Below are 26,860 nucleotides of genomic sequence, written 5' to 3' on the forward strand. Positions count from 1 at the left end.
GCAAATCAGTCAAACTTCTCTCACTGTAAACTTTAGAAACTGCGATCAGTTCCAAGGGAGGCAATCCCGAATTGCAAAAAACTGTATTATCAGAAAATTTAGACATATATAATGATTATGATACCATTCCCGAAAGGAGGCAGAAAAACCGGCTTTCCTTCACTCCTTCTTTTCCGAAACAATTACATAAACGTATCCATCTACATTTTCGTAGACAGAAACGTAGGTGGAAACGAAACGTAACGAGGAGTGGAAGAAATGAACGGAAAACAATCAATCTTTGCCAAAGCGATTGCCAACTATGATGCAAAGAAGGCAAAACTCGAAGCTAGCCAGCATCAAGCCCAGCCAACAGAATCTTCTCCAGAGAGAGGAACTGTAATACCGAACAAGGAAGGAGAGGAAAACGAACAGGAGAGAAGGAATCTTGCACCGAGTCTGAAACTGACTGAACAGGCATCACCCGTCAGAGTACAGCCGCGTCCCAAAAATAAGCTACAGGAGATTGCGGAAGCTGCGAGGACGTCTGTAGAGCAGCCCAAAGAAATGCAAGACCTAGCAGCAAAGATTCCAAAGCGTAAGGCCCGTTTCGAGGAACGCTACAGAAGGGTAACGACCTACCTCGAAAACGACGTCTACGAAAAGGTGCAGGAACTACATGCTAAAGGAGAGATCGACCGGATCAACAACCTGGTCAACACGGCGGTCAAGCTGTATCTGCGCAAATTTTACGGGTACGGTCATAGTCAGTAACCGAAATAACCGCGCAGAACGCCTTGTACGAGGCAAAAATTCAGAAAGTGCCCAAACCCACAGCCCTACGTCCCCAAGTGGATGTAGGGCATTTTTGCGTTGTGTTCGGAAAGGAGGAAAAAGCGTGGAGCAAATTGCGCTGTTCGAACAGTACCTGATCGAAAACGGAATCGCACCGAAAACCATCGAGTCCTACGTGGGAGACGTGCGGGGATTCTACGAGTACCTGTCCGGCATGGGAGTGGACAATGACACAGACCTGAAACGCTTCTACGTGGTCAGCTACAAGAACCACCTAGTCGAGAAGAAGTACGCTGTCGCCACGATCAACAAGAAAATCAACTCCTTGCAAGCGTACAACCTGTACCTGATCGGAAAAGGCATCCTGACGGAACAGGTCGTCACCCTGCAGCGAGATCGGATCAAGGTAGCAGCTGGCAGCGAAGGTGAGGTAGACGTGTTCTCCGAGCAGGAGGTAAACCAGCTACTGTTCTTTGTCCAGGATAGGAGCAAGGTAAGCCTGCGAAACTGCCTGATCGTTCACCTGCTGCTCTACACGGGAGTAAGGGTCAGCGAGTTGTGCGGCATCTAGCTTGAAGACATCGACTACCTGACCAATACCCTACGTGTCACAGGCAAGGGGGGGAAGTACCGAGAGATTCCACTTCGGCCAGGCCTCGCAGAGCTAATCCGCGAGTACGTCCGGACGGAACGGCAAGAAAACAAGCACAAGGACAGTCCTTACCTCCTTGTCAGCCAGCGTGCCGAAAAGCTGCACAAGGACGCGGTCAACACCATGCTGGAAGGACTGGAAAAGCAATTAGGCTTCAAGATGTACCCGCACAAATTCCGCCACACGTTCTGCTCCCGCCTGCTGAAAAAGGGAGTCCCGCTTACCACTGTCAGCAAGCTGGCCGGACACGCACACATCCAGACCACCGCTCACTACTACATCAACATCAGCAAGCAGGAAAAGGAACTGGCAGTAAACCTGCTGTAGACTTTCCTACTGATACTTCTCTTTCTCCCATTCAAACACGGACTGCACCAGTTTCAGTGCCAATACGCGATCCTGGGTGGAGCGCTCCGCCAGTAAGTCAATCAGCTGGCGCAGTTCGTCAGCTTAGGGAGCAGGGTCAATGTGCTGGAAAAGTTCCTCTAACGTAACGCCAAGACCTCTGGCAATCTTCTCCAGACTCTCCACCGTAACGTTCTTTTCCCCGCGCTCCACTTGCCCGATGTAGTTCGTATGTAAACCGGACAATTCGCCCAGCTGTTCCTGGCTAAGACCTTTCTCTTTGCGGAGGAACCGGATGCGATTGCCTAAACGCTTGATTAAATCAGTCATGATAAACCACCTCAAGACAAGCTTAAAGGTGGTGGGAAAAGCATACATGAATCCCCTTGAGCCAGGACCAGACAGGAGGTTCCAGTAGGAGTGTCGAACACGCATTCCAGTGGTATAATGGTAGTACATACAGGGAACGAACCGATTCTCCTTGCCTTTCTGAATGCCGCGCTAAGAAGCAGATCACTTCGGTGGAAATCCTCAATCCGGAAATCAATCGGGAACACATCAAGGATAAGGCATCCTTGATGGACATCCACGCTAAAACAGAACAGGGCGAGCATGTCAACATCGAGATTCAGCTTGCGAACAAGTTCGACATAGAAAACTTGGCGATTGCCTAGCGTAAGCGACGGCAGAGCCAAAGTTGCACTTGTGTCTAACCAGAATGCCGATGCATTCTGATTAGACCATGGAGAAGCGCACGCTCTACTACTGGTCGCGCATCTACTCTGTCCAGATGCAAAAGGGTATGCCATACACGGAATTGGCGAAGACGACCACGAAGAAATTCGCAAGGAATTGGAGGCGATCGCGATGCGAGATCCAGTGATGAGACGGGCGTTTGACGAGTGGGAAGACCTGAGCCGCGACGAGAAGAAGTGGGTGGAATACGAATCGCGACGGAAGGCGATTCTGGACGAGATGGCTGCTGTGCGGGAAGCAGAAATTCGGCAGCAGAAGGCAAGAGAAGAAGGCTTGGTGGAAGGAAAGCTTTTAGTTGCAAAGGAAATGCTTGCGGAAGGTGAGAGTCCAGAACGCATCGCAAAGCTGACCAAACTTTCCTTAGAAGAAATCGAAAAACTGAAACAGCAACTCCACTAGACGAACCTCGCCCCTTGTCCAGTTGTGACAAGGGTTTTCTCTTTGTTGGAGACCAATTCCTGATCGAAAGGAGGCAGAAAAACCGGCTTTCTCCCACTCCTACGTTCCCGAAACAAATAACATAGGCGTATGCATCGACGCAACTCTCCAGTTGACGCAACAACAGCAAAGCCGCCCCCACGTGAACAGCCATTTATTTCAAGTGAACAGAAATAGACGCCCCTCTTCGCTTGTATTATACTTTTCCTATAGCAATCATGAAGCACATCCATGTTCCGGTTTCCTTATTTTTCCACTCGACAGGAATGATGCCGACTTGCCCCGTTATCTTTTCAGCAAAAAAGCAATGCTCGTCGCAGGCTTGTCCGTTTTGACGGTATTTGGCTGCTTTTATTTTTTCCTGCGGGAAAAGCGGGTGCCGTCACCGACGGAGACGTTTATTGTGGAGCAGATGACCAATCCGAACGGGACGCTGGCTACCTATCTCCAGGACGCTCCGGCAGCGCACGCGGATATCGTGTCCGGGCGAGAGGCTTTGTCGGAGTCGCTTGGCCTCTGGATGCAGTATGCGCTGGCAGGAGAGGATCAGAAGCTGTTTGACAAAAGCTATCAGGTGTTGAAGACGTACTTTCTCTCTCCGCAAGCCTATGTGTACTGGAAGCTGTCAGCGGATGGCCGGTCGCATGTGACGACGAACGCGCTGGGGGATGATTTGCGAATCGTCGATGCCTTGTGGCAGGCGGCTGACACATGGGGACAGACAGAGTACCGCCAGACAGCAACCGCTGTAACCGAAACCTTGCTTGCCTCGTCGATACAAGACGGGTATCTCGTCGACTTCCATGACTTCGGGAAAAAGGAGTCTCCGCACACGCTCAGCCTCGCGTACGTCGATATGTCTGCCCTCAAAAGGATGGCAGCTCACGGGATGATCGACGCGCCTATGTACAACCGCTACCGGGACTTGCTCCTGAATCTTCCGGATGATGGATTGTTTTACCCTAAAATATTCCATATAGAGAAACAATTGTACAAGTATGATGATTCGATCAACCTGATCGACCAACTGATCGTGGCGCTGCATCGAGCGGAAATCGGGGGGAAATCGGAGGCGCTGATCGCCTTTTTGAAAAAGGAGTTTGCAGAGCGCAAGCAATTGCCAGGGCGCTACGACCGCCTAAGCAGGACAGCTGCTGTCTCCTATGAATCTCCGGCTGTGTATGGACTGGCTATTTTGCTGGCGCTGAAGCTGGACGATCCGGAATGGGCACGCCAGCTACAGGAGCGGATGCTCAAGCTGCGCAGCGTGGAGGCCCGCTATTTCGGCGGATATGTCTTTGACGACAACACGCACGTTTTCGACAATCTGTTTCCGCTTTTGGCAGAAGAGGCGATGCGCCGCTATGTGGACAGAGGCGAGCCGGAATCACAATGAGGGGACGGAGTTGAACCATGAACAACAATTCTCCGACGCGCAAGATGGAGATGGGATATGTCATCCTGCTGCTGCTCACGGCTCTCCAGGAAGCGTTGGTTTACGTGCAAGTCTACTGGAAACAGGCGTACACCTTGTCCGAGTTTATGCTCGGCATGGCGATCCTGCTGGCGCTCTTGCTCGGCTATGCGCTGCCGATGGGGGTGTCAGTCGTTCTGGTGTTCGTCTATATGGTCAGCTACATGGTCTGGCTGGCTGCCTATGCAAACGCCAGTGTCATTGTGTACAGCTGGCTTTTGGCGATTCCGGCGAACGTGCTGGTTGCGGCGTTCATCAAGTCGTATGTGATCCGCAGCAAGCGCATCGTGGAGCGACTGGAAGAGTTGAAGACCATCCATCCGATTATTGATCTCGATACGACGCTGGGCAATAAAGAGGCGCTGGCGGAAACGGTCATCAAGCAGTCCAATCTGGCCAAACGCTATGAGGATCGCTACAGCTTTTGCATGGCGATGTTTAAAATCGAATTTTTGCCGTATGTACAGGAAGCGTTAGGCTCGGAGCGCTATGCGCAGCTGTTGCTGGAATTGTCGAATACGATTCAAAAGCAGATTCGCTTCGAGGATTACAAGTTTTCGCTCGACGAAGGACGCTTTGTCATTTTGTTGCCGATGACCAACAAAGACTATTTGCAGCAACTGACGGGCCGGATTAAAAACGCGATGATGGACGTGGCGGTGACCGATAAAAAAGGGCGGCCGCTGGAGCTGGTCATTCGCTCGGGAGCGCTTGTGTTCCAAAAGGAGCAGTTCAGTCAGTACGAACAAATCGACAACGTGATTGCAGCGCTCGAACGAAACGCCGAACTGGATGTGATCGGGGAATACGTCTAAGCATGCCAGGATCAAAAGAGGGGGGCTTCCGATGTCGTACACCAACTGGTTTATCCCCTTGTGCCTAGCGGTCAGCAGTATGTTTGCCGTTGCCATTCTTTTTCTGACGGTCGCTACTCTCGTTTTTCGCGATCGCGTGAGAAAAAAATACGATCGGAGGAAAATCAGTGGCTGAGCTATTCTTGCTGCTCGCGATTATCAGTATCTGGATTGCGGTGTTGGAGTCTACGGTCATCATGCTGGGGGCCATTCGTTTTGTCTTTCGGCAAAGCCAGCAGGAATTGGTGATCCCGACGAATATGGACTCCTATCCGACTGTGACGGTGTTGGTGCCGGCGCATAACGAGGAGTTGGTCATTGCAGCGACCGTCGAACACATTTTGCAGTTGAACTATCCGGCCGAGAAGCTGCAGATTATCGTGATCGCCGACAACTGCACGGACCGGACGGCGGAGGTGGTGCGCGCGGTCCACAGCAGGCCGGAGTTTGTCCGGCGCCAGTTGCAGGTGATGGAGCGGACGGGTACGGGCGGCAAGTCCGGAGCGCTGAATGACGCGTGCAAACAGGCGACGGGCGAGTGGATTTGCGTGTATGACGCGGATGCCGCGCCGGAGAAGAACGCGCTGGCTTTCTTGATGCAAAAGGCGCTGGAGCAGCCGGAGCGGTACGGAGCGGTGTTCGGCCGCAACAAAGCGCGCAATCGCGATCAAAACTTTCTGACCCGCTGCATTAACCTGGAATTGGTCACGATGCACCGCGTCTATCATACGGGGCTGTGGGAGCTTTTTCAGCTAGGCGTGATTCCGGGGACGAATTTTATCGTCAAACGCTCGCTGATCGAGGAGATGGGCGGCTGGGACGAGGAGTCGCTGACGGAGGATACGGCGATTTCCTTTGAGATCGTGAAGCGGGGGCAGTTGATCGCGCTCGCGCCGCAGGCAGAGGCCTACCAGCAGGAGCCGGAGAGGCTTGGCGTCTACATGAAGCAGCGCAAGCGGTGGGCGATGGGTAACTATCAGACCATTTTCGGGAACGTCCGGCATTTGTTCGACGGGACGAACTGGCGGATCAAGCTGAAGCTTTTGTATTACGCAGCCAGCTATTTCTGGTTCATGGTAGCCATTATTGTATCAGATGTGATTTTTGTGACCAACTTCGTCTACAAGATCATTTCCTTGTTTCATCCCGAAGTGGTTTCTCCGTTCCGGTTTAGCGAGGATATCTACGTCTACCTCGTCGTCGCCTGGGCGCTTATGTACTGCATGTACGTGCTGCAGATCAACCTCGCTCTGGCTACGGATATCGGCCAGAGTACGACGCGAAACTTCGTCTTGTCCTGCCTCTCGTATTTTACGTACGCGCAATTGTTCCTCGTCATTTCCATACAAGCGTTTTTCGGATTGTTGATGGACAAGGTGACCCGAAGAAAACGAAACTGGTACAAGACGCAGCGCTTTCCCTGAGCGGGCGTGTGGACCGAGCCTGTCGGCGTTGGGCAGGCTCTTCTTGTTTCTTCCGTCATTTCCAGTCGATGGGCAGATCACTCATAAATCTGGTATAATACGAGTGCCGATTGCTTTATGAAAAAAATAAACGCGTCACTGGAGACGGGAAACGGGTGGAGAGAACAGTGAAATACGACGTGATTTTCTTTGATTTGGACGACACGCTGATGGATTTTGGTTTATCGGAAAAAAAGGCGTTGGCCCAAACGTTTCGCGCGTTCGGCTGGACAGAAGGCTTGCCCGATCATGAAGCGGCTTACCGCGAGATCAACAAAGGCTTGTGGCGGGAGCTGGAGCAGGGAAGCATGACGCTGGCGGAGCTTGGCGTGGAGCGATTCAAACGGCTGTTTACGAACTACAGGCTTTCGGCGGATGCGGAAGCATGGAACAGGCAGTACCTTGCGAATTTGGGACAGGAAGCGCATCTGTTGCCTGGAGCGGTGGACGTATGCAGGCGTCTTGCCAACTGTAGACTGGCGGTCCTCACAAACGGATTTACCGAGGTGCAGACGTCGCGGATTCAATCGTCTTTGCTGCAACACACCTTTGAACAGATCATTACGTCCCAGGAAGCCGGGTTCCAGAAGCCGGATCCGCGCATTTTCGAGTATGCGTTTTCCCGGATGGGGCTTACGGATCGGGCCAAGGTACTGATGGTAGGCGACTCGTTGACGTCTGACATTCAAGGGGGGTACCGCTATGGCGTGGATACATGCTGGTACAATCCGCAAGGCAAACCCAACGATCTGGGGATTGCCCCGACATATGAAATCCGCGATTTGACGACATTGCCGGAGGTTGTCGGCGCCGCCGCCGAAAAAATGCTTTGCCGATAAGGCTATTCTTTTTTTCTTATATAGAGGAATAAGCAGATGATATAATAATCCTAGTGCTTATGATCTAACTGTTTCTGGAGGAATTGCTATGGATCATACAACGGACCTGCTGCAGCGAATCGAGATCATGCGTAAAGAATTATCCGAGCTGGTCTTGGAAAAAGGAAGTTTTCTGCACCCGACTGTGATCGATATGTCGCAAAAATTGGACGAATATATTGTGAAGTATCAAAAATGCCTCCAGTTACACCCCTAAAGAAAGCAAAGGTTACCCACAGGCTGTGGATAAACCTGTTGTTAATTGTCTGAATAGAAAAAAAGAAGGGAGCCAGTCGAATCGGTCAGCTGGCTCCACACCTATATTCCCCAAGTTATTTGTTTAGACACTTCTATTCTATCAAGGATCGATAATCATGTAAACTTTCTCACGAAATGGAAGTTTTTCGGATAGAAGAGGCGGTGTTCCCTTCCTTGACATCGCTGGTGCCTACAGGTATCCTAACAAATATTACCCGTCGCTTGCCTCCAGGCAGGTCAGCCGTGGTGGCTGCCTCGCCGAGTCTGGAGCAGAGCCAGAAGCAGGCGGAGAATGCCAAGTTTTCTATGTTGCAAAAGGATGCCACTATGCTATAGTGAATGACGAACGCAAACTCTCTCTATATAGATGTAGAGAAAAAATCGAGATGCAAAAGAAAAGTTGGGAGCGGTGCTATGTTATCCTTCTTGAAGAATGTATTGGGGAAGACACCTACCACGAAAGAGGTGCGAGCGCAGGTTCAGGAGGAATCCATTTTGTCCGCTTCTGATACCGAACAGTCTCATCAGGAAGCCCAGGAACCGAAAGAGGCATCTGCCGGCGTCGTAACAACGCTGTCCTTGCATGAATCGTGGGAAGCGAAGCTGAGTACGCAGGAGAAATACGCGCTTTCCTTTATGGCGCAGGAGCTGGAACCGCTGCCGGAAGGGAATATCTCCCTTGCAGGAACAGCGCTGGTTCCGCATGATGATGGAATCGAAGTGACGGCGTTCATCCGCAACAGCTCGAACCGTCCGATCCGCCTGAAGGAAATGACGCTGGTGGTATTGTTCGGGGATCAGCAGCTGTTTACCCGCCAGACGTTTGATTTGAGCGAGATAGGGGAAATTCCGCCGCGATCAGCCAGACCGTGGTCGTTTGTATTTTCACGCGATCATTTCCTGCAAGTGAACGTGCTGTTGTCAAACTGGAAGATCGCGTTCGAGATGGCGCAGAAAAAAATGGTGCTGCCGCAACAGTTGGAGCTGGAGGAGTCCTGGATCAAGGCGCTGTCGGATGAGCAGAAAAACTCCTTGATTGAACTGGCCAAAAATCTTCCTGCCTTAAAAGAGGGAGAAGTCAATATTCAGAGTGTACAAATTCGTCGCTCCCCGGAAGGAGCGCTGCACGTCATGCTTTTGATCCGCAACGGCTCTGCGCAGTCGCTGTCCTTTGAAAAGCTCCCGCTCGCTCTCTATGATGCGACAGGGGCCAAGGTGGCAGAAGGGTTGTTTGAGCTTGACCATTTGACCGTGAATGCCAATACGAGCAAGCCGTGGCTGTTTATTTACCCTCCGGAAAGCATTCTGCTGGAGGAGCCGGACTTGTCGCGTTGGAAGGTAAGTGTTCCGCAGCAAGCGTAGAGGGTCCGGTTTGCAAGGGCGATGGGGAAATGCTTATCATGAGGAGAGAAACTTCGTTCGGGCCCGGACGTATAAGGAGGTAACCCATGTTTTCTTTTGTGAAAAATTTGTTTGGCAAACAGCAGGGCGAGAAGGCTCTGGAGGATTTGAAAAAAGAAATTCAAGAAGAGTCTGCGATTGATATTGCAGAGCTGAAAGATAGCGAAGTGGAAGTGGAAAACAAGCCGGTAGCGAGCGCTTCCGACAAGACAGGCAGAGTGCGCACCGAGCTGTCTCTGCACCCTGTATGGGAGCAGGAGCTGGATGCGGAGAAAAAATATACGCTGCGCTTTTTGCAGGCAGAGCTGCCGGAGATGGCACGCGGCTTGATTAGCGTGACGGGCTTCAGTATGGTTCCCCAGCCGAACGGCATGACCGTGACGATGTTTTTCCGCAATGCGACAGATAAGCCTGTGCGGTTTAAAAACATTGGCCTGGCTATTTATCTGGACGACAAGCCGTTTGCCCGGATGAGAGTCGATTTGTCGGATATGGGCGCTATTCCTCCGCATACAAGCCGTCCATGGGAAGTGCTGTTCCCGGAAGAGAGCTACCTGCACGACAACTTCATGTTTAGCCGCTGGAAAGTCGTGATGAAAGCAGGAAAAAAATCGCACATCTGGCCGAGTACGCTGGAGCTGGACCCGGACATGGAAAAACGCATGACGCAGCGTCAAAAAGACCGTCTGGAGTCGCTCACGTACTCGTTGCCGCCGATTCCGGTCAACTCGGTACAGATCACCGGGTTTGATATCGGAAAAACGAAGGAGGGGCAACTGGTTGCCGCCTTGCTGTTCCGCAACGGTCTGTCTACGGATTATCGTCCGGACAAACTGAAAATCACGATTTCCGACACAGACGGGGATGTGGTGGCGAAGGGTGTTGTGGATGCCAGCACCATTCGCGTGAAACCGGGGAACAGCCGTCCGTGGCTGATCGTGTTCCCGCCGGAATTCGTGAAAAAACCGGATGCCAATCTGCGCAGATGGGTGCTTGACGTAGAATAGGCGCAAGCTCTTTCTCGCGTGGAAATAAGGAGGAGGTTGACATATGAGTTGGTTATTGGAGAACTGGTTTGGCTCCAAGGAAAGTCTGGAGCAGGTACGCGAAGATATTCACGAGCATTTGCATAAAGAGTTTTACCTGGGTGTATCGGGGATCGACAACCCGCAGCAATCTGCCAACCGGATCGAGGCCAAGGAGCTGTTCCTGACGCTGAACGGCCCGTGGGACGATCAATTGGAGGAGGCGGAGCAGGAGCTGCTGCAGTACGTCCATGACGAGCTGCCTCCGGTCGTTCGCGACGAAGTTGGCATTATTCCGTTCTATACCCAGGTGACGGATGAAGGCTACCTCGTGCTTACCTACATTCGCAATGCAACAAACCGCAACGTGCTGTTGCAAAAGCTGCCGCTGACCCTGGTGACGGCTGACGGCGAAGAGGTGGCGAGAAAGACGTTTGATTTGATGGAAAAAGGTCCGGTGGGCCACATGGCCAGCCGTCCGATGGAGTTCCTGTTCCGCTGGGAAGAGTTCGATCGCATTCCTGAAAAGGAAGTGCCGCTGACGTTGACTTATAAAAAACCGGAAAAGCGCCGCCTCGCGGAGAACGAGGAGCTGAACATGGGCCTGAGTGCGGATGAACAAACCCACTATTTGCAAAAGGCCGCGGAGGAAGCTCCGGTGGCGCAAGGACAGGTAGATTTGCAGGTGCTCGACATCAAGCCTACCGAGGATAAAGGTCTGAAAGTCGTCGTCGTATTCCGCAACGGACTGGAGAAGCGTCTGGAGTTTACCGAGGTGCCGATCATCGTTCACGACAAGGCCGGCGATGCGGTCGCCCGCGTCAACTACACGCTACAAAACATGAAGGTGGAAGCGAACAGCCAGCGAATCTGGGCTTTTGACATTCCGTCCTCGTCGATGAAAAAAGCGGAAGTAAACGTTGCGGAATTGAGTGCGTATATTCCGCAGGCGCGTCAACGTCAAAAAGAAAAATTATCCGTAGAGCCTGACAGCGAAGAAAACAAAGGCCTGCTGCAGTAATGGATGAACCCTTTTTGCCCATGGTGAAAAGGGTTTTTATATTCCAGAACCTTCCAAATCTTGAGGGAACAGGGTTGCTTTTCGCCCATTTTATCCGCTATGCTAGGACGAGAAGCATCCTTGTTGCGTACCTTTTTGAATGGAAAGAAAACCTTCCACGACAGCGCGGGCGCCCTTGCTGGAGAGGGCTGCGACAGAGGTTTTCTTGCTGCGCCAGTTGCAGGGGAAAGTAAGGAAGGACTGTTTGGTATGAGAAAATCGATTCAGATAGCCGTGTCATTCGCGATGCTGCTCACGCTTGTGCCGTTGGGCGCTCGGCCCGCGCTCGCTGCGACGCCTGCTTCCAACGACAGCTACCTGAGTAACCAGCTGCACATCAGCCAGATCAAGGCGGACAAGGCGTGGTCGGTCGTCAACAGCAACCAGGCGATCACGATTGCCGTGCTCGATTCGGGAGCGGACTACAATCATCCCGACTTGAAGGGGAACCTGCTGCCGGGTGTCAATCTGGTCAGCCCGGGAAAACCGGCGCAGGACGACAACGGTCACGGTACAGAAGTCATCGGGGTTCTCGCGGCAAAAGGCAACAACGGGATCGGCGTAGCAGGGGTAGTCTGGAACGCCAAGATTTTGCCGATCAAGATTTTGAACAAAGAGGCCGTGACGAGTGTCGACATGATCGCCAAGGGGATTCATGCAGCGCTCGACCGGGGAGCGAAAGTCATCCTGATGTCGTTCAGCAGCCTGTCCTATTCCCGCTCTCTGAAGGAGGCCATCGACCGAGCGGAGAGAAGCGGTGCTGTCCTCGTCGCGGCGAGCGGAAACGAAGCGAGCCGCGTGGCCTATCCGGCAGCGTACCCGACAGTCGTCGCCGTTGGGGCCGTGAACGGCAAAAATCAGCTGATCTATCAATCGAACATCGGCCCGGAGTTAAATATGGTGGCCCCGGGGCTGAATGTCTATACGACCAAGCTGGGCGGAAAGTACGGATCGTTTTCCGGTACGTCGGCGGCGGCCCCTCAAGTCGCCGGAGCGGCAGCCCTGATTTTGGCCCGCTATCCCAAGCTGACGGCGCTGGATGTCCGGCAGTTGCTGTATCAGACAGCTACTGATATCGGCGAGAGCGGTTGGGATCGCCAAACAGGCTACGGTCTGCTGGACGTGAACAAAGCTGTGCGGAGTGCGCTCTCCGGCGATTTTTTGGAGCCGAACAACTCGTTGCAGCGAGCCAAGGCTTTTCCGATCGAAGCGCAAATTCGCGGCAATCTGGGACCGAATGATACGGTTGACTGGTTCAAAATGGATGTGCCGTATGACGGAAAAGTCAGCTTTACGGCGGCAATCAACTCCGGCGTCTCCTCCGCGATGGCGGCGACCTTTTACCCGGAGAACCGGGCGCCGATTACGCAGTATTTGGGAAACGGGGATACCGTTACCGTCCCGGCAAAGGCTGGCAGGATGAACATCAAGCTGGTGCGAAACGGCGGCGTCAATGCGTTTACATACGTGCTGACGAGCAAATTTACGATTAACCCGGACCGCAACGAACCAAACAATACGATCGCGACGGCACGACCGCTGGTAGGCAACCAGATCAGCGTCACGGGCAACTTCCATGAGGAGAGGGACCAGGACTGGTTCTCCTACTACGTCCGCGAGTACGGGCATTTGGATGTGACCGTGACTCCCGACAACAAGCGGGTGGACCTGGTGTTGGCCATAGGCAAGCAGGAGAACGGAAAAAACACGGTCTGGGACCCGATCTACGACAACGTGGACCGCGATAATCCGGTGGAACGGGCGAGCAAGGAGGTCTCACCGGGCAAGTATTACATTCGGGTCAGCGAGTACCAGCAAAATGCGGTGAACGGCGAATATCGCCTGGATCTCGGATTCACGCCGCTGAAAAAAGACCTGAACGAGCCGAATGATACGTACAGCAGGGCTTCGCCGCTCGCCAGCGGGGGAGTCATGACCGGAACCATTCCGACGGCTTCGGATTCAGACTGGTTTCAATTTACGCTGAATACAGACTCGTACGTCACGATTCGCGCCCCGTTCATTCCTGTATCCAGCGGCTTTCGCATCGCCCTGTACGGCGAGAAAAACATGAACTACGCGCTCGCCTCGACCAATGAAGTGGCGGAGCTGTCCGATCAGGGCCGTGAGATTTTCAGCCTGCGGTTGCCTAAAGGCAAGTATTACGTGCGCTTGAACAGCGGCGTTCCGTTCAAATATGATGCTTACAAATTGACGGTCACGCAGCAGCCGCTCGTCTCGGGGTATCGGGATATTTCAAACCACTGGGCGCGTGCGGAGATTGCCAGACTGAGTTCCAAAGGAATTGTCCAGGGCTTTGCGGATGCGACGTTCAAGCCCAACCAGGCTGTAACCCGAGCCCAGTTTGCCACCATGCTGTTGCAGGCGATGCGGGCTACCGGCGCAAAGGTAGCCAGTGCGTATACGGGCAAGACGATTTTTTCCGATTTGCCAAAAAAGCATTGGGCGTACAACACCCTTGGAGTGGCGTATCAGCTCGGAATCTTGAAGGGGTATCCAAACAGTCAGATCAAGCCTGACCAAGCCGTTTCGCGGGCGGAGATGGCCGCGATGATCGCCAGGGCGAAGGGCATCGCTCTGCACAGCCGCAGCGCAGCGAGCTATCGCGATGTGCCGGCGAGCCACTGGGCAGCCCCGGCGATCGAGGCTTTGACGGCGCGAAACTGGCTGAATGGATACGGTTCGACCTTCAAGCCCCAGGGAAGCGCCACGCGGGCGGAGGTTGTTGTGTTGATCGCCAAATCGTACCAAGTATAGGAAATGATTCTGCGAATTTCTTGCGTGTAGAGACCCGAACTCCGGCCGGATCGTCCCCGGTGAAACGCAGCGCTATTCATCACAGACGCTTCCCGCAGGCGATTCCCCAGCGTTTTGCCCAGGGCGGTTTCGGCCATGAGCGTACTCGGGTAAAAGTCTATTGACACCACCTCAAAAAACAATTATTCTATAATCCGTAATGGATACTCTTATCCAGAGCAGGCGGAGGGACTGGCCCTATGAAGCTCGGCAACCGTCTCGAGCGGTGCTAACCAGCAGGACGGATATCTGTTCTGGCCGATAAGAGGATGAAGGAAGCTAAAAGCGCTCAAACCTTTTCCTCCCAAGATGGAAAAGGTTTTTTATTTGCGTTGACGTCGATAAAATCCTGACTCGGCTACCAAACTACTTGTATGAGGTCAAAGGAGGTAATTTCTCATGGCTTTGCAAAAAGGTCGTCGTCTGTTCACATCTGAGTCTGTAACGGAAGGACATCCGGATAAAATTTGTGACCAAATTTCCGACGCCATCCTGGACGCGATTTTGTCCAAGGACCCAAACGCTCGCGTAGCTTGCGAAACTTCCGTCACCACCGGTCTGGTTCTCGTAGCGGGTGAAATCACTACCAACACGTATGTAGACATCCAAAAACTGGTTCGCGAAACCATTCGCGAAATCGGTTACGATCGCGCGAAGTTCGGCTTTGACGCTGACACTTGCGGCGTTATCACCGCAATCGGGGAGCAATCCGCCGACATCGCTTTGGGCGTAGACCAAGCGTTGGAAGCGCGCGAAGGCAAAATGACGGACGCTGAGATCGAAGCAATCGGTGCAGGCGACCAAGGTCTGATGTTCGGTTTTGCTTGCAACGAAACACCTGAACTGATGCCACTGCCAATCAGCATGTCCCACAAACTGGCTCGCCGCTTGACCGAAGTGCGCAAAAACGGCACCCTCGCTTACCTGCGTCCAGACGGCAAAACGCAAGTAACCGTTGAATACGATGGAGACAAGCCAGTTCGCATCGACACGATCGTTATTTCCACCCAACACGCTCCTGAGGCGACTTTGGAGCAAATCAAGCAAGACCTGATGGAACACGTAATCAAGCCAGTCGTTCCAGCCGAGCTGCTGGACGCTGACACCAAATACTTCATCAACCCGACTGGCCGTTTCGTCATCGGCGGACCTCAAGGGGATGCTGGCTTGACTGGCCGCAAAATCATCGTAGACACGTACGGCGGCTACGCTCGTCACGGTGGCGGCGCGTTCTCCGGTAAAGATCCGACCAAGGTAGACCGCTCCGGCGCTTACGCGGCTCGCTACGTGGCGAAAAACATCGTGGCTGCAGGTCTGGCTGACAAATGCGAAGTGCAAGTGGCTTACGCCATCGGGGTAGCACAGCCTGTATCCATCTCTGTCGATACGTTTGGTACTGGAACCATTTCCGAAGAAGATCTGGTGAAACTGGTTCGCAAGCACTTCGACCTGCGTCCGGCTGGCATCATCAAGCAGCTCGACCTGCGTCGTCCTATCTACAAACAAACAGCGGCTTACGGCCACTTTGGACGCAATGACCTGAATGTTCCTTGGGAGCAAACAGACAAAGCAGAAGTGCTGAAGCAAGAAGCTGCTCAACTGGCAAAATAAGAACGGCAAAGCAAGAGCCTGGTAAAGCTACTGGGCTCTTTTTGTTATGGGGAAATTTTTCCAGTTATTGGTGGGTTTTGAGCGAAGGGAAAAGGTAGGACTGTGTCGAATCTCCTAGTGAGGAAGTAGAGGAGGGGTTTCTTTGCCAAACAAAAGGCTCTTCCTGACCGTGTTTGTGATTTGTTTCTCGCTGGTTGTGTTGACAGTGGGGCTTGGTGAATTGTCCCAATCAAAAAAGAATGCGCAAAAAGTGCAACCTTTTCCCCAAGTAGATACGTCTATAAGCATAAGCGGGACAGAAATGGCTGAGCCAAACGTCACGCAGAACGAAAAAGCAACGGGAAAGCCGAAAAAGTGGTATAGCCAGCAGGTAGTCGTCCTGACGTATCACCATGTCACGGATGGATCAGGCCAGCGGTATGTGATTACGCCGGAGCAATTCGCTCGACATATGTCGTTTTTGCACGAAAACGACCTGAATCCCATCTCGTTGGAGGAGTTTTTGCATTTTGTCGATACAGGGAGTTTGCCGACAGAAAATGCTGTCCTGATTACCTTTGACGACGGCTATGAGAGTTATTACACGCACGCTTTTCCCATCTTGCGTACATACGGCTACCCGTCAGTGAACTTCGTCATTGCAGGACGCTTGCGAGATGTAGCCGATCGAAAACGGGAGAACATGACGACGCCACTGACGCGTCAGCAAGTCATGGAAATGCTTCACTCCGGGCTGACGGATATCGGTTCGCATACGTACAGTCTGCACGAAGAGGAAGCACGGAATGAATGGGGGGAGACGGGACCGGAGACGGCCCCCGTCTACTTGCAGGATTTACAACGACTAGAAAATGAGGAAGAATATAGGGATCGACTCTATGTGGATTTCCGTATGTCTCGCGCAGGCTTGAACAAATGGCTGGGCCGGGAGATCCATGCGATTTCCTTGCCGTTTGGCTATACGAATCCCGTCGTATTGGAGACAGCGCGACAGGCCGGCTACGCATATGTCTTTACTTCTACACCCGGTTTTGTCAAAAGGGGGGCAAATCCGTTTGCCATCCCGCGGAATGATGTGGGCCTGCGAGATGTTGATGAGGTCAAACTCCAACAGCTGTTCACGAAAGCGAAAAAAGAGTTCGAAGGAGAGCAATCATGAACAAAGCGATCGACATCAGCGTGCTGGATGGGGTGATCAAGAGAACGATTGAAACGGTGGAAACGAGTAAAACCCAAATTTTTGATATAGCTGAAAGCGCCAGACAGCAAGGCAACTCGTTAAAATTTGATTTGCACGAGCTTCGCCAGGAAATTTCGAAGGTCATTCAGAAGGTCGATGCGCTGGAGCTGGCCTATCGCAAGTCGCGCAACAGACTCGTTCAGGTAAGCCGCAACTTCCACATGTACACGGAGGACGACATTCGGATTGCCTACGAGGAAGCCAGCCGGATTCAGGTCGAGCTGTCCATCTATCGCGAACGGGAAAACAATCTGAAGCGCCGCCGAAACGACCTGGAGCGTCAGTTGCGCACGTTGGAGGAAACCATCGTTCGCGCGGAAAAGCTGGTTTCCCAGATGAGCGTCGTGCTCGGCTATTTGACTGGCGACCTGAGCAAGATCGGAGAAGCGCTGGAATCGGCCAAGCAGACGCAACTGATGGGGTTGAAGATCATTCAGGCCCAGGAAGAGGAGCGCAAGCGTGTCGCGCGAGAGATTCACGATGGCCCCGCGCAATCGATGGCAAACGTCGTACTGCGCTCGGAAATCGTGGAGCGTATGCTGAAAAACGAGCGTATTCTGGAAGCGCAAATGGAGCTGCACGAGTTGAAGGAAATGGTTCGTCTGAGCCTGGCTGATGTCAGACGGATTATTTTTGACCTTCGCCCGATGGCTCTTGATGACCTTGGACTGGTGCCCACGCTGCAAAAATATATCCAGACGTGCGAAGAGCGTATCCGTGCTTCCATTGATCTGGTAGTATTTGGTGTGGAGCCACCGCTGCGCAGTTCGGTCAAGGCAGCGATTTTCCGGCTCGTTCAGGAATGCCTGAACAACGTGGAGAAGCACGCAGGCGCTTCCTCGGTACAAGTGAAGCTGGAGTTTATGCAGGAGTCGCTGAGCCTCGTCGTCAAAGACGATGGGGTCGGATTCGATCTGGAGAAGCGCATGGCGAACGGCAACTCCTTTGGGCTTTTGGGAATGCGTGAGCGCGTGCAGCTGCTGGAAGGCAGTGTGGATCTGCAATCGACTCCTGGCGAAGGAACAAAGGTAATTTTCCAAATACCGTTAAAAATATGAACCGATACAGACTATGTACACAGGGGGATGAAACATGGAAAAAAGACAGCAAGAGCTCCGCATTGTAATTGTGGACGACCACCAATTGTTCCGCGAGGGCGTGAAACGTATTTTGGAAATGGAAGAAGACTTTAAGGTCGTCGGAGAAGGCGCGGACGGCGAAGAGGCTGCTTTGCTTGCGGAAGAGCACAAGCCGGATGTTTTGCTCATGGATATCAACATGCCAAACGTCAATGGCGTCTCTGCTGCGGAACATGTCATCTCCGTGAGTCCCTCCACGCGAGTCATCATGCTCTCGATTCACGATGACGAGGGCTACGTATATCGCACGCTGCGTTCCGGCGCGTCGGGCTATCTGCTGAAAGAGATGGGGACAAGCGATCTGGTGGACGCCGTGCGCGTGGTGGCAAGCGGCGGCGCATACATACACCCGAAGGTGACGGGCAAGCTGATCGAGGAGTTTCGTCGCCTGAGCGAGAACGAGGGAACGTCAGAGCGCAGCTTCTCCGTGGATGATTCGCAAACGATCGATCCAAAGGTGATCGAATCGCTGACTCGCCGCGAGCGGGAAGTGCTGCAGTTGATGGCGGAAGGAAAAAGCAACCGGGCCATCGGGGAATTTTTGTTCATCAGCGAGAAGACGGTGAAAAATCACGTCAGCAGCATTCTGCAAAAGCTGAATGTCCAGGACCGTACGCAGGCTGTTGTCATCTCGATTAAAAACGGCTGGGTGAAGCTGTAAGTCCAGGCGGTGCATCCAGCCGGAACCGTGTTCAAGCCATTCCGCATACCTTTTTAGTAGGAGGGGGTATGACCGTGATGGCAGAACTGGTTGTATGGCTGTTGGCGGTTGTTGGTTGCTCCGCATTGCTGGTCACGGCAGCGGAGCGATGGACCAGTCGGATGAACAGCGTGGCCGAACTTTCCCAAGAACACTATCGTTTATTGGTACACAATTCGGAGCAGGTGCTGGAGCGGGCGGTCAGAAGACTTTTGTTTCGCTCCTACTGGAGTGGCAAGCCGATCCGGATTACGTTGATAGAAGAAGGGTCTACAGATGATACGTCCCGGATGCTGACGATCTTGGCGCGAGAACCGTACGGCTGTGGCTTGTGCATGGCAGACGGTCAGACCGAATCGGCGACGGGAGCGATTGTCATCGATCTGCGCAAGAAGCGGGAAGGAGCCTGAGTTTTCGGGCAAATAAATAGATGGGCAAGGCTGTCGAGCGATTCGGCAGCCTTTTGGCGTTTTCGTAAAAACATTTGCCGACCGGGCTTGTCTTTTCGCACAATAATGGCAGAGAACAGGCAAGGAATGGGGGAGGCAAATGCGCGAGTACTTGCTGTATATCAAATGCGGCACAGAGGCAGTACCGTCTGTCCGAACGTATGTGACGCCAAGCTTTTCGGTCGATCAAGCTTTTTGGCAGGAGAGGGAGGGAGGCGTGCTGCATGTGATCGGCAAAACGTCGTCGCTTGCCTTGGCCTTTTCCTTGCGCGAGAAAATAAACGAGCGGTTGCGCAAGGGCGTGGGAGAGGGGCGCGCGCTGACGGATACGCAGGTGGCGGAGCTGCGGAGTCTGGCTGTGGCGAAGGTCCGGGAGGCGAGCGCGCTATACGGCCGGGAAGTGGCGGGGAGGCAGGCACGGCACGGGAGCTGGAGGATGTACCCGGCAGATCAGCAGCGTGAGACCGTCCGAAGGGACAGCGAGGAGCCGCAAGCGCATTCGCGCCCATCCCGACAGCATAAGGAGTGGTTTGCATGGGAGGCAATTGCGTGCAGCGTGGAAGTAGGGGAGTCGGGTTCTCGCCCTTCCCCTCACCCGCTATCTCTGGCGCATGAGGCAAGGTCGCCGTTCCTATCTCGTGATGATGCGCTGCAAGCTGCATCCGCCCCCTCTACGCGAGCAGAAAGAAACGACAGGGCCTTGAAACAATTGCTGGATGGCCGCGCTCTTCTCTGGGATGAAATCGGGGCACTTTTGCAGAAGCGGGGAGTGGAGGTGGAGGATCTTGCTGCCGCCTTGCACAGGCACGTGCTGACTGGCAGAGCGCATTGGCTTCCCGGGGTGCGGATTGACGTGGGCAGCAATTGGTATCAAAGCCGCCTTGTTCTGAGCTGTGAACGATGCGGCAGTACGGGACGAGCGGTCGAGCTGACCTACTGCCATACGTGCGGGCAAGGCTGCGCATACTGCACGACTTGCCTGGGGATGGGCAGGAGCAAATGCTGCACGCCGTATATTTTGCTTGCGGCAAGCGGTTCATTTCCTGTCGGGAGCAACAAGGGGGCAAGCCGGGAACCTTCGCGGCTGGAGTGGACAGGCAGTTACTCGGACGATCAGGCGAGAGCTGCCGAGCGCGCTCGGCGTTTTGTTGCGAACCCGCGCCCGGGTCTTTCCGCGTTTTTGATTTGGGCTGTGTGCGGAGCTGGCAAAACCGAGCTGCTCTTTCCTTCCCTGGCAGAGGGACTGGCGGCGGGAGGTCGCGTGCTGATTGCTACTCCGCGAAAAGACGTGGTGCTGGAGCTGGCACCTCGCATTCAACGGGTGTTTCCCCATGCGCGGGTGATTGCCGTCCACGGCGCCAGCGCCGAAAAATGGGAGGACAGCGACATCACGATTGCGACTACCCATCAGGTCATGCGCTATTATCGCCGATTCGCTTTGGTTGTGCTCGACGAGGCGGATGCGTTTCCGTACCACAATAATCCCATCCTCTATCGGGCGCTGGCAAGAGCTGTGCACCAGGCAGGGAAGCTCTTGTATTTGAGCGCGACCCCACCGCGCTATCTGCAAAAGCGCCTCGTTTCAAACGATCGTTCAACGGGTCCTGCCGCAGCGGCCATCCCGCTTTTTTCTGCCACACACGTCCTTTTGCCGGGTCGCTACCACGGTTTTCCCCTGCCTGTTCCCGAGGTGCTTACCGTCCGTGGGCTGCACAAGCGCGTTCGGTCCAAGCAAGCGATCTCGGCATTGACAGACGCGGTGCTTCGTTCGCTGGAGGCCGGACGGCAACTGTTTGTGTTCGTTCCGCGCATTGATGATGTGGAGGTAGTGCTGGCTTATTTGCACAAATGGCTGCCGGCTCATGCCGGGCAGATGGCGGGTGTCCATGCTGCGGACCCGATGCGCGAGGAAAAGGTGCTGGCTTTTCGGCAAAAACGCTCTACGCTCATGGTGACGACGACGATTTTGGAGCGGGGGGTAACGATCCCGAAGAGCGATGTAATTGTCGTCGGCGCAGAGGCGCCTGTCTTTGACGAAGCTTCGTTGGTACAAATTGCCGGACGCGTAGGCAGGGCGTTCGAGGATCCGGCGGGCAGCGTGTTGTTTTTGCAGGCGGAACGCGCGACGGCACCCAAGCTCGCAGTCAGGCAAATCACCCGGATGAATCTGCATGCCAAACAGCTCGCAACAGGAAGGAAGCATTCATGAAGGCCGCTGCCTGTGTCAGCTGTGGCGGGCGAGTGAATACTCCCAAAAGAGAAGCGGTCGTCCGCGCGAGGGCGAGCCGGCTCGCCCGTCCTGACAGCTATCCGGCGATCTATCGCTTGCTGCGCGGTCTCCCGGCGTGCGCAAGCTGTCTGGAAGCCCTGCCGTTCATCGAGGAGGAGATTTGCCGACAGTGCGGGCGCGACATGCGTACAGAGAGGTACAGGAGCGAGGGTCGCTGCCGCGACTGTGCAAAGGAAGGGGACGAGCCGCTGCAGGAAAATCGCAGTCTGCTTCGGTACGAGCAGGACGGCAAAAGGCTGCTTGGCCTGTTCAAATACCGCGGGGATGAGCGCCTGGCCGACTATTACGGAACGCTTTTGGCCATCGCGGCCTTTCGCTTCTACACGCCGTCGAGCTTCGCCTGCATCACCACTGTCCCGCTTCATGAAAGGCGGCTGCAAGCGCGCGGCTTCAACCAGGTAGACTTGCTGGCAGCCTGGTTGGGCAGGACAACCGGGATTCCGGTGAGGCCCCTGCTCACACGCATCAAAGAGACGGAGAAACTGAGCAAGCAGGGGGGACGCGCATCCCGGCAGAAAAGCATGCGGGAAGCTTTTGCTTGGGACGAGGGAGCGGTACTGCCTGAGTTTGTCGGTGCCAGTTCTTGTAGCCGTGCCGTCGGTCCATCCCCGAATACCCGCAGCCCTCTGGTCGCCGAGCCTCTCAAAATTCTGCTGATCGACGATATTTACACGACCGGATCGACTCTTCGCTCTTGCGCAAGAACAGTGCGGGCGCATTTGGGGACAGTTTGTGAAATTTATTCCTTGACCATATACAGATAGCCAGTTGGGAAAAGTTACGCTATCATGGAAGCATACAGCAAGCGGAAACGGAACGAACTTTCTGGATGTTGAAGGGGGTGCTTCTATGTCTCTGGGCAAGCTGGCAAACTGCTCGCGGTGTGACGCTCTATTCGTACAAACAGTCCGTGACATTTGCCCCAACTGCTATCAACAAGTGGAACAAGAATATGAAAAATGCGCCCGTTTTTTGCGCAAGCGGGAAAATCGCGGGGCTACGATTCACCAGGTAAGCGAAGCCACAGGGGTGAGCGTGAAGCAAATTACGAGGTTTATCAAGGAAGGGCGCATTTCTGTAGAGGGCAACCCGAACCTTGGTTACCCGTGCGAAATTTGTGGGATTTTGATCCGCACTGGCAACATGTGCGACGCCTGCATGAAGGGATTGAAGCATGAGATCACGCAGCAGCTCGAAGTGGACCAGCGCCTGGAGCAGGACGCGCGGGCCCGTCAGGCGGAAGCGGCCGCCTATCGAAGAAAGCAGAATCGTGACGAATAGTTTTGCGCAAAAAAACTAATCGTCAATCAGGAAATTGCCGATGATACTACTAAGAGGTATCATCGGTTTTTCTGTTAGCAGGGACCTGTTCCCGCGAAAATGTCCGGTGGTTTGAGAGGATGGGAATCAGATGCGGATTAATGAACCGAACCGTGTCGGGATGATGAATGCTTACAACAAGACGGCGAACAACCAGGTAGGCAAAAACGGAAAAATCCCCATGGGCAAGGATGAGGTCAACATTTCCACGGAAGCGCTGGAAATGCAGCGTCAGATTGAAGATGCGAACGCGCCCCAGCGCCGCGAAAAGGTAGAGCAGCTGAAAAAGCAAGTCGAGGAAGGCACGTATCGCGTCCCGAGCGAACGCATTGCCGAGAAGCTGCTGTCTTTTTGGAAAAAGCGATAACCCAGTTCTCTAGGGAAGACGAGGAGAAACGCGAACATGGAGAGACTCTACGATCTGCTCGACAACTTGATCCAGTTGCACAAAGCCTTGTACACTTTGGCCACACACAAAAAAGATGTGCTGGTGAAAGGAAACGTGGATGAGCTGGTGGCGATTACCCGCCGGGAACAAAAGCTAATCAAGGGCGTCACAGCAGCAGAAGCAGCCCGCCAAAGTCTGGTCCAGGAACTGACCGTCGAAAAAGGCTTGGCGCTTCGGGAAGGCACACTGGCTGAATTGATCAAGTTGACGACCAGTGCGGAAGAGAAGACGCGGCTAGCGTCCTATCGCGACGAGCTTGTCCGGATTGTCACCGAACTGCGTGAGGCAAACGAGCTGAATCAGCAGTTGCTGGAGCAATCCCTTTCTTTTGTAAACATGACGCTCGACCTGATTACGGACACGCCGGAAGACGATTTTATTTACGGCAATCCGGGCGCGGACACGTACCGCCAGGCGAGCCGAACTTTTTTCAACAAAAAAGCGTAAAGAGGTGCTGAGATGCGCTCGACTTTTCATGGAATCGAAGTAAGCAAACGCGGCCTGTTCGCCCAGCAGTCTGCCTTGAATACGACCGGACACAACATCGCGAATGCGAATACGGAAGGGTATACGCGGCAGCGAGTCAATATGCAGGCGACGACGGGGTTGCCATACGTAGGAATGAATGCGACGATCGAGCCGGGGTTGCTTGGAACGGGTGTACAAGCCACGAGCATTCAGCGCCTGCGGGAAGAGTTTCTGGATATTCAGTTTCGCAATGAGCACAAGCGCCAGGGATACTGGGACGCCCGGCTGGAGACACTGGAAAAACTGGAAGGGATCATGAACGAGCCTTCCGAGACAGGACTGCAAAAGGTCATGGATCAGATGTGGCAAGCTTGGCAGGATTTGGCCAAGGACCCGACCGATACATCCGCACGTGCTGTTGTTCGTGAACGAAGCAAAGCGGTGGCTGATACGTTTAACACATTGACGAACCATATCAAGGAAGTGCAGCTCGATCTGGATAACGTAGTCAATGTGAAGGCAATGGAAATCAACTCTTTGGGGCAGCAAATAGCCAGCCTGAACAACCAGATTGCCAACATTGTACCGCATGGCTACCAGCCGAACGATTTGTATGACCAGCGCGACGTTCTCCTGGACAAGCTCTCCAAGCTGGTAGACATTCGCGTGACACAAACGACGGCTGGAATGGTGAATGTAACGATTGAAGGGCGCGAATTTGTCAACGGTGTCACCTCCCAGCCCGTAGTCGCCCAGCAAAATCCTGTCACAGGCTTGAGCGATCTCACCCTGGGCGGAGCAGCTTTTGTTCCGACGGCCGGATATATGGCAGGGACTCTCCAATCCCGTGACCAAATTGTACCGAATATGCTAAAACGGCTGGATGTTCTCGCAGTCAATCTGACAAAGGAAATCAATGACCTGCACAGGGCGGGACGAAGCCTGAGCGATATCAATAATGGGACGGTTCAGGATCTGCCGTTCTTTGTGGACGCGAACTCTCTGGCCGCGGATCCTGCAACCAAGGATTATCCGACGAGCGCATCAAGCTTGGTGATTAATCCTGAAATTATGAGAAGCCTGGATGCAATCGCCGCGGCAAAACCGGAAGCGCTATCTACGCCGGTCGGCAACAACGAAAACGCGCTGGCTATTGCGTCGATCAAGTTCAAAGTCCTGGCTGCCGGAACAGGCCCGAACGATCTGGCCGAAAGTTCAACCTTGGATAACTACTATCGCTATACGATCAGCCAATTGGGCGTGGACGCGCAAGAGGCTACCCGCAATCAATTAAACTCAGAAATGCTTGTCGGCACGGTAGACAACCAGCGGCAATCCGTATCTGGCGTATCTATTGACGATGAAATGGCCGAGATGGTGAAGTACCAACATGCGTACAGCGCATCTGCCCGCGTCATGACCAGCATGGACGAAATCTTGGACAAAGTCATCAACGGCATGGGCCGAGTGGGCCTCTAGTGGGAGGGATTCAATCATGGCGGTACGTGTAACGCAGAATATGTTGAATAGCAATATGCTGCGGAATTTGCATAATTCCATGCGCAATATGGACAAACTGCAGCACCAGCTTTCTTCCGGAAGCAAGATTGCCAAGCCATCCGATGATCCGGTAGTGGCTGCACGCGGGATGTTTTATCGGTCTTCGTTGATGGAGAACGAGCAGTATAAAAGAAATGTGGAAGAAGCGCAGTCGTGGATGGATATGACGGATAGTACGATGGATGAGATGGGTAATGTGATGAAGCGCATTAAGGAGCTGCTTGTCTATTCGGGCGATGGTGCCACTTCACCTGCTGACTTGCAAACAATGGCCGCCGAGGTGCAGGAATTAAAAGCTCATTTAGGGACATTGGCCAATCAGCAAATAAACGGTAAGTATATTTTTGCAGGTACGGATACAAATTTGCCGCCGTATGACCCTGCTGCTAATGGGGGAAAAGGGGATTTCGTGAGCACAAACAGCTCACCCATTCAATTGGAAGTGAGTCAAAATGTTTTTGTAACCTCAAACATTAACGCACAAAACCTCTTCAATTTCCCTACGAATGCAAACAATATTTTCAAAGTGCTGGATAATATCATTACAGAGCTAAGTAATGGTAGGAGTGCTTCGCAATTTATCCCGGATATGGATCAGCAGTATGACAAACTACTGGCGGAGCGTGCTTCACTTGGAGCAAGTGTAAACCGTGTGGAACTGATTGCAGAGCGTTTAAACGCGCAAGAGGTAAGTATCACGGGCTTAATGTCAAGGAATGAAGATGCGGATATGGCCAAAGTGATGACGGATTTAAAAACACAGGAAAGTGTTCACATGGCAGCATTAGGTGCAGGGGCCCGAATTATTCAGCCTACTTTGTTGGATTTCCTTCGCTAGGAAAAGAGGAAGGGGGTAGCTCATGCAAATTCCTCAAATTCGAATGGAGAGCAGTTTTGCTCAGTTAGGGTTGCAAATACAGAAACCAGTTCAAGAAATCAAGCAACCAAAAGCAGAGATGAACTTGCGGCAAGTACCTGCTACTCTTTCAATAGAACAAGCCCGAACGACATTGCAGATTGATTCAAGTCAGGCTCGTGCTAACCTCGGGATTATGACATCGACGCAGTTCAGTGAGAGCAGCGCTGCTTATGGAAGGCAAAAGGCGATGCAGGCAATTGCCGAGAAGAGCCAAGAGGGTGACAGGCTCATGCGAATCTATACGAAAGAGAATGTCGTCGCATCCATCGGCCGAGAGAAAGGCATGCGGGTGTTGGAGAGTGGCTATACACCTCCTTCCCCTTCAGTAGATGAAGGCGTAGAGATAAGCGTTGAATTCAAGCCGGTCATGATTAACGTGCAGCGTAACGGGATGAAAATAGATCCTGTAATCAAGCCCCCCGAGCTATCCTATATCCCGGGCAAAGTAGAGCCGTATATGCTACAATATAATCGCTTGCAAATCGATGTGGTAGGCGGTCAACTGGATCAAATGATGTGAG

General features: G+C 53.3%; 27 protein-coding genes, 1 pseudogene and 1 riboswitch. Of the genes and pseudogenes, 27 read left to right on the forward strand and 1 reads right to left on the reverse strand.

The genetic code is table 11. From position 1 onward, the window contains the following. Positions 1-258: 258 nt before the first annotated feature. Positions 259-753 carry a hypothetical protein gene (locus ACTHO6_RS04860; RefSeq protein WP_440239937.1) on the forward strand — a complete coding sequence of 165 codons (495 nt, stop codon included), beginning with the start codon at positions 259-261 and terminating at the stop codon, positions 751-753. A 124-nt stretch (positions 754-877) separates the two neighbouring features. Beyond that, positions 878-1,753, forward strand: a pseudogene (locus ACTHO6_RS04865) (tyrosine-type recombinase/integrase). Positions 1,754-1,876: 123 nt separating this feature from the next. On the opposite strand, the gene ACTHO6_RS04870 reads toward ACTHO6_RS04865, so the two are convergent. Next, positions 1,877-2,101, reverse strand: coding sequence for a helix-turn-helix domain-containing protein (locus ACTHO6_RS04870; RefSeq protein ID WP_440239939.1), 225 nt, complete (start codon positions 2,099-2,101; stop codon positions 1,877-1,879). A gap of 191 nt (positions 2,102-2,292) precedes the next feature. Between ACTHO6_RS04870 and ACTHO6_RS04875 the strand changes: the two genes are divergently transcribed. From ACTHO6_RS04875 to ACTHO6_RS04995, 25 genes are all read left to right on the forward strand, one after another. Further along, positions 2,293-2,445 carry a PD-(D/E)XK nuclease family transposase gene (locus ACTHO6_RS04875; RefSeq protein ID WP_440239941.1) on the forward strand — a complete coding sequence of 51 codons (153 nt, stop codon included), beginning with the start codon at positions 2,293-2,295 and terminating at the stop codon, positions 2,443-2,445. A gap of 68 nt (positions 2,446-2,513) precedes the next feature. Then, positions 2,514-2,654 (forward strand): PD-(D/E)XK nuclease family transposase, encoded by a 141-nt coding sequence (locus tag ACTHO6_RS04880; protein ID WP_440239943.1) that lies wholly within the window; start codon positions 2,514-2,516, stop codon positions 2,652-2,654. Continuing rightward, positions 2,639-2,926, forward strand: coding sequence for a hypothetical protein (locus ACTHO6_RS04885; RefSeq protein WP_440239945.1), 288 nt, complete (start codon positions 2,639-2,641; stop codon positions 2,924-2,926). The genes ACTHO6_RS04880 and ACTHO6_RS04885 overlap by 16 nt, the downstream gene beginning before the upstream one ends. A gap of 316 nt (positions 2,927-3,242) precedes the next feature. After that, complete coding sequence (locus ACTHO6_RS04890; protein WP_440239947.1) at positions 3,243-4,361, forward strand: glycosyl hydrolase; 1,119 nt, start codon at positions 3,243-3,245, stop codon at positions 4,359-4,361. Positions 4,362-4,378: 17 nt separating this feature from the next. After that, entirely contained in the window at positions 4,379-5,254 is an 876-nt protein-coding gene (locus ACTHO6_RS04895; protein ID WP_440239949.1) for a diguanylate cyclase domain-containing protein, read from the forward strand. A 167-nt stretch (positions 5,255-5,421) separates the two neighbouring features. Continuing rightward, positions 5,422-6,717: a glycosyltransferase family 2 protein gene (locus ACTHO6_RS04900; RefSeq protein WP_440239951.1), complete on the forward strand. Its 1,296-nt coding sequence runs from the start codon at positions 5,422-5,424 to the stop codon at positions 6,715-6,717. A gap of 167 nt (positions 6,718-6,884) precedes the next feature. Next, positions 6,885-7,595 carry a YjjG family noncanonical pyrimidine nucleotidase gene (locus tag ACTHO6_RS04905; protein ID WP_440240096.1) on the forward strand — a complete coding sequence of 237 codons (711 nt, stop codon included), beginning with the start codon at positions 6,885-6,887 and terminating at the stop codon, positions 7,593-7,595. 88 nt (positions 7,596-7,683) lie between these two features. Then, positions 7,684-7,851 (forward strand): aspartyl-phosphate phosphatase Spo0E family protein, encoded by a 168-nt coding sequence (locus tag ACTHO6_RS04910; protein WP_440239953.1) that lies wholly within the window; start codon positions 7,684-7,686, stop codon positions 7,849-7,851. 455 nt (positions 7,852-8,306) lie between these two features. After that, positions 8,307-9,254: an accessory Sec system S-layer assembly protein gene (locus tag ACTHO6_RS04915; RefSeq protein WP_440239955.1), complete on the forward strand. Its 948-nt coding sequence runs from the start codon at positions 8,307-8,309 to the stop codon at positions 9,252-9,254. A gap of 86 nt (positions 9,255-9,340) precedes the next feature. Beyond that, positions 9,341-10,300, forward strand: a complete 960-nt coding sequence (locus tag ACTHO6_RS04920) for an SLAP domain-containing protein (protein ID WP_440239957.1) — start codon at positions 9,341-9,343, stop codon at positions 10,298-10,300. Positions 10,301-10,343: 43 nt separating this feature from the next. Continuing rightward, entirely contained in the window at positions 10,344-11,339 is a 996-nt protein-coding gene (locus ACTHO6_RS04925) for an SLAP domain-containing protein (RefSeq protein WP_440239959.1), read from the forward strand. A gap of 249 nt (positions 11,340-11,588) precedes the next feature. Beyond that, positions 11,589-14,156: a S8 family peptidase gene (locus ACTHO6_RS04930; RefSeq protein ID WP_440239961.1), complete on the forward strand. Its 2,568-nt coding sequence runs from the start codon at positions 11,589-11,591 to the stop codon at positions 14,154-14,156. Between the two features lie 206 nt (positions 14,157-14,362). Continuing rightward, a riboswitch (SAM riboswitch) is annotated at positions 14,363-14,463 on the forward strand. Between the two features lie 131 nt (positions 14,464-14,594). Next, the gene (gene metK, locus ACTHO6_RS04935) at positions 14,595-15,806 is read left to right on the forward strand and encodes a methionine adenosyltransferase (RefSeq protein WP_440239963.1); all 1,212 of its coding nucleotides are present in this window, start codon (positions 14,595-14,597) and stop codon (positions 15,804-15,806) included. Between the two features lie 142 nt (positions 15,807-15,948). Then, on the forward strand, positions 15,949-16,965 hold the full coding sequence (locus tag ACTHO6_RS04940) for a polysaccharide deacetylase family protein (protein ID WP_440239965.1): 1,017 nt from the start codon (positions 15,949-15,951) through the stop codon (positions 16,963-16,965). After that, complete coding sequence (locus tag ACTHO6_RS04945; protein ID WP_440239967.1) at positions 16,962-18,104, forward strand: sensor histidine kinase; 1,143 nt, start codon at positions 16,962-16,964, stop codon at positions 18,102-18,104. The genes ACTHO6_RS04940 and ACTHO6_RS04945 overlap by 4 nt, the downstream gene beginning before the upstream one ends. A gap of 34 nt (positions 18,105-18,138) precedes the next feature. Continuing rightward, positions 18,139-18,846, forward strand: a complete 708-nt coding sequence (locus ACTHO6_RS04950; RefSeq protein WP_440239969.1) for a response regulator — start codon at positions 18,139-18,141, stop codon at positions 18,844-18,846. Between the two features lie 68 nt (positions 18,847-18,914). Next, entirely contained in the window at positions 18,915-19,295 is a 381-nt protein-coding gene (locus ACTHO6_RS04955) for a glycosyltransferase family 2 protein (RefSeq protein WP_440239971.1), read from the forward strand. Positions 19,296-19,434: 139 nt separating this feature from the next. After that, positions 19,435-21,543, forward strand: coding sequence for a helicase-related protein (locus ACTHO6_RS04960; protein WP_440239973.1), 2,109 nt, complete (start codon positions 19,435-19,437; stop codon positions 21,541-21,543). After that, positions 21,540-22,388 (forward strand): ComF family protein, encoded by an 849-nt coding sequence (locus ACTHO6_RS04965; protein ID WP_440239975.1) that lies wholly within the window; start codon positions 21,540-21,542, stop codon positions 22,386-22,388. The genes ACTHO6_RS04960 and ACTHO6_RS04965 overlap by 4 nt, the downstream gene beginning before the upstream one ends. A gap of 85 nt (positions 22,389-22,473) precedes the next feature. After that, positions 22,474-22,905: a TIGR03826 family flagellar region protein gene (locus ACTHO6_RS04970; protein ID WP_440239977.1), complete on the forward strand. Its 432-nt coding sequence runs from the start codon at positions 22,474-22,476 to the stop codon at positions 22,903-22,905. A gap of 130 nt (positions 22,906-23,035) precedes the next feature. After that, the gene (gene flgM / locus ACTHO6_RS04975) at positions 23,036-23,311 is read left to right on the forward strand and encodes a flagellar biosynthesis anti-sigma factor FlgM (protein WP_440239979.1); all 276 of its coding nucleotides are present in this window, start codon (positions 23,036-23,038) and stop codon (positions 23,309-23,311) included. 36 nt (positions 23,312-23,347) lie between these two features. Beyond that, positions 23,348-23,839: a flagellar protein FlgN gene (locus ACTHO6_RS04980; RefSeq protein WP_440239981.1), complete on the forward strand. Its 492-nt coding sequence runs from the start codon at positions 23,348-23,350 to the stop codon at positions 23,837-23,839. A 12-nt stretch (positions 23,840-23,851) separates the two neighbouring features. Next, complete coding sequence (gene flgK / locus ACTHO6_RS04985) at positions 23,852-25,339, forward strand: flagellar hook-associated protein FlgK (protein ID WP_440239983.1); 1,488 nt, start codon at positions 23,852-23,854, stop codon at positions 25,337-25,339. A gap of 16 nt (positions 25,340-25,355) precedes the next feature. After that, positions 25,356-26,258, forward strand: coding sequence for a flagellar hook-associated protein FlgL (flgL, locus tag ACTHO6_RS04990; RefSeq protein WP_440239985.1), 903 nt, complete (start codon positions 25,356-25,358; stop codon positions 26,256-26,258). 22 nt (positions 26,259-26,280) lie between these two features. Next, positions 26,281-26,859 (forward strand): DUF6470 family protein, encoded by a 579-nt coding sequence (locus ACTHO6_RS04995; protein WP_440239987.1) that lies wholly within the window; start codon positions 26,281-26,283, stop codon positions 26,857-26,859. The last annotated feature ends 1 nt before the right edge of the window (position 26,860 follow it).

The sequence above is a fragment of the Brevibacillus sp. SAFN-007a genome (genome assembly GCF_051967035.1).
Taxonomy (GTDB): Bacteria; Bacillota; Bacilli; order Brevibacillales; family Brevibacillaceae; genus Brevibacillus.

Bases quoted from the DNA above. Each gene is read 5' to 3' on its own strand.
- ACTHO6_RS04860 (WP_440239937.1), top strand. From the start codon at position 259: ATGAACGGAAAACAATCAATCTTTGCCAAAGCGATTGCCAACTATGAT.
- ACTHO6_RS04870 (WP_440239939.1), bottom strand. From the start codon at position 2,101: ATGACTGATTTAATCAAGCGTTTAGGCAATCGCATCCGGTTCCTCCGC.
- ACTHO6_RS04880 (WP_440239943.1), top strand. From the start codon at position 2,514: ATGGAGAAGCGCACGCTCTACTACTGGTCGCGCATCTACTCTGTCCAG.
- ACTHO6_RS04885 (WP_440239945.1), top strand. From the start codon at position 2,639: ATGCGAGATCCAGTGATGAGACGGGCGTTTGACGAGTGGGAAGACCTG.
- ACTHO6_RS04895 (WP_440239949.1), top strand. From the start codon at position 4,379: ATGAACAACAATTCTCCGACGCGCAAGATGGAGATGGGATATGTCATC.
- ACTHO6_RS04910 (WP_440239953.1), top strand. From the start codon at position 7,684: ATGGATCATACAACGGACCTGCTGCAGCGAATCGAGATCATGCGTAAA.
- ACTHO6_RS04915 (WP_440239955.1), top strand. From the start codon at position 8,307: ATGTTATCCTTCTTGAAGAATGTATTGGGGAAGACACCTACCACGAAA.
- ACTHO6_RS04920 (WP_440239957.1), top strand. From the start codon at position 9,341: ATGTTTTCTTTTGTGAAAAATTTGTTTGGCAAACAGCAGGGCGAGAAG.
- ACTHO6_RS04925 (WP_440239959.1), top strand. From the start codon at position 10,344: ATGAGTTGGTTATTGGAGAACTGGTTTGGCTCCAAGGAAAGTCTGGAG.
- ACTHO6_RS04930 (WP_440239961.1), top strand. From the start codon at position 11,589: ATGAGAAAATCGATTCAGATAGCCGTGTCATTCGCGATGCTGCTCACG.
- metK (WP_440239963.1), top strand. From the start codon at position 14,595: ATGGCTTTGCAAAAAGGTCGTCGTCTGTTCACATCTGAGTCTGTAACG.
- ACTHO6_RS04945 (WP_440239967.1), top strand. From the start codon at position 16,962: ATGAACAAAGCGATCGACATCAGCGTGCTGGATGGGGTGATCAAGAGA.
- ACTHO6_RS04950 (WP_440239969.1), top strand. From the start codon at position 18,139: ATGGAAAAAAGACAGCAAGAGCTCCGCATTGTAATTGTGGACGACCAC.
- ACTHO6_RS04955 (WP_440239971.1), top strand. From the start codon at position 18,915: ATGACCGTGATGGCAGAACTGGTTGTATGGCTGTTGGCGGTTGTTGGT.
- ACTHO6_RS04960 (WP_440239973.1), top strand. From the start codon at position 19,435: ATGCGCGAGTACTTGCTGTATATCAAATGCGGCACAGAGGCAGTACCG.
- ACTHO6_RS04965 (WP_440239975.1), top strand. From the start codon at position 21,540: ATGAAGGCCGCTGCCTGTGTCAGCTGTGGCGGGCGAGTGAATACTCCC.
- ACTHO6_RS04970 (WP_440239977.1), top strand. From the start codon at position 22,474: ATGTCTCTGGGCAAGCTGGCAAACTGCTCGCGGTGTGACGCTCTATTC.
- flgM (WP_440239979.1), top strand. From the start codon at position 23,036: ATGCGGATTAATGAACCGAACCGTGTCGGGATGATGAATGCTTACAAC.
- ACTHO6_RS04980 (WP_440239981.1), top strand. From the start codon at position 23,348: ATGGAGAGACTCTACGATCTGCTCGACAACTTGATCCAGTTGCACAAA.
- flgK (WP_440239983.1), top strand. From the start codon at position 23,852: ATGCGCTCGACTTTTCATGGAATCGAAGTAAGCAAACGCGGCCTGTTC.
- flgL (WP_440239985.1), top strand. From the start codon at position 25,356: ATGGCGGTACGTGTAACGCAGAATATGTTGAATAGCAATATGCTGCGG.
- ACTHO6_RS04995 (WP_440239987.1), top strand. From the start codon at position 26,281: ATGCAAATTCCTCAAATTCGAATGGAGAGCAGTTTTGCTCAGTTAGGG.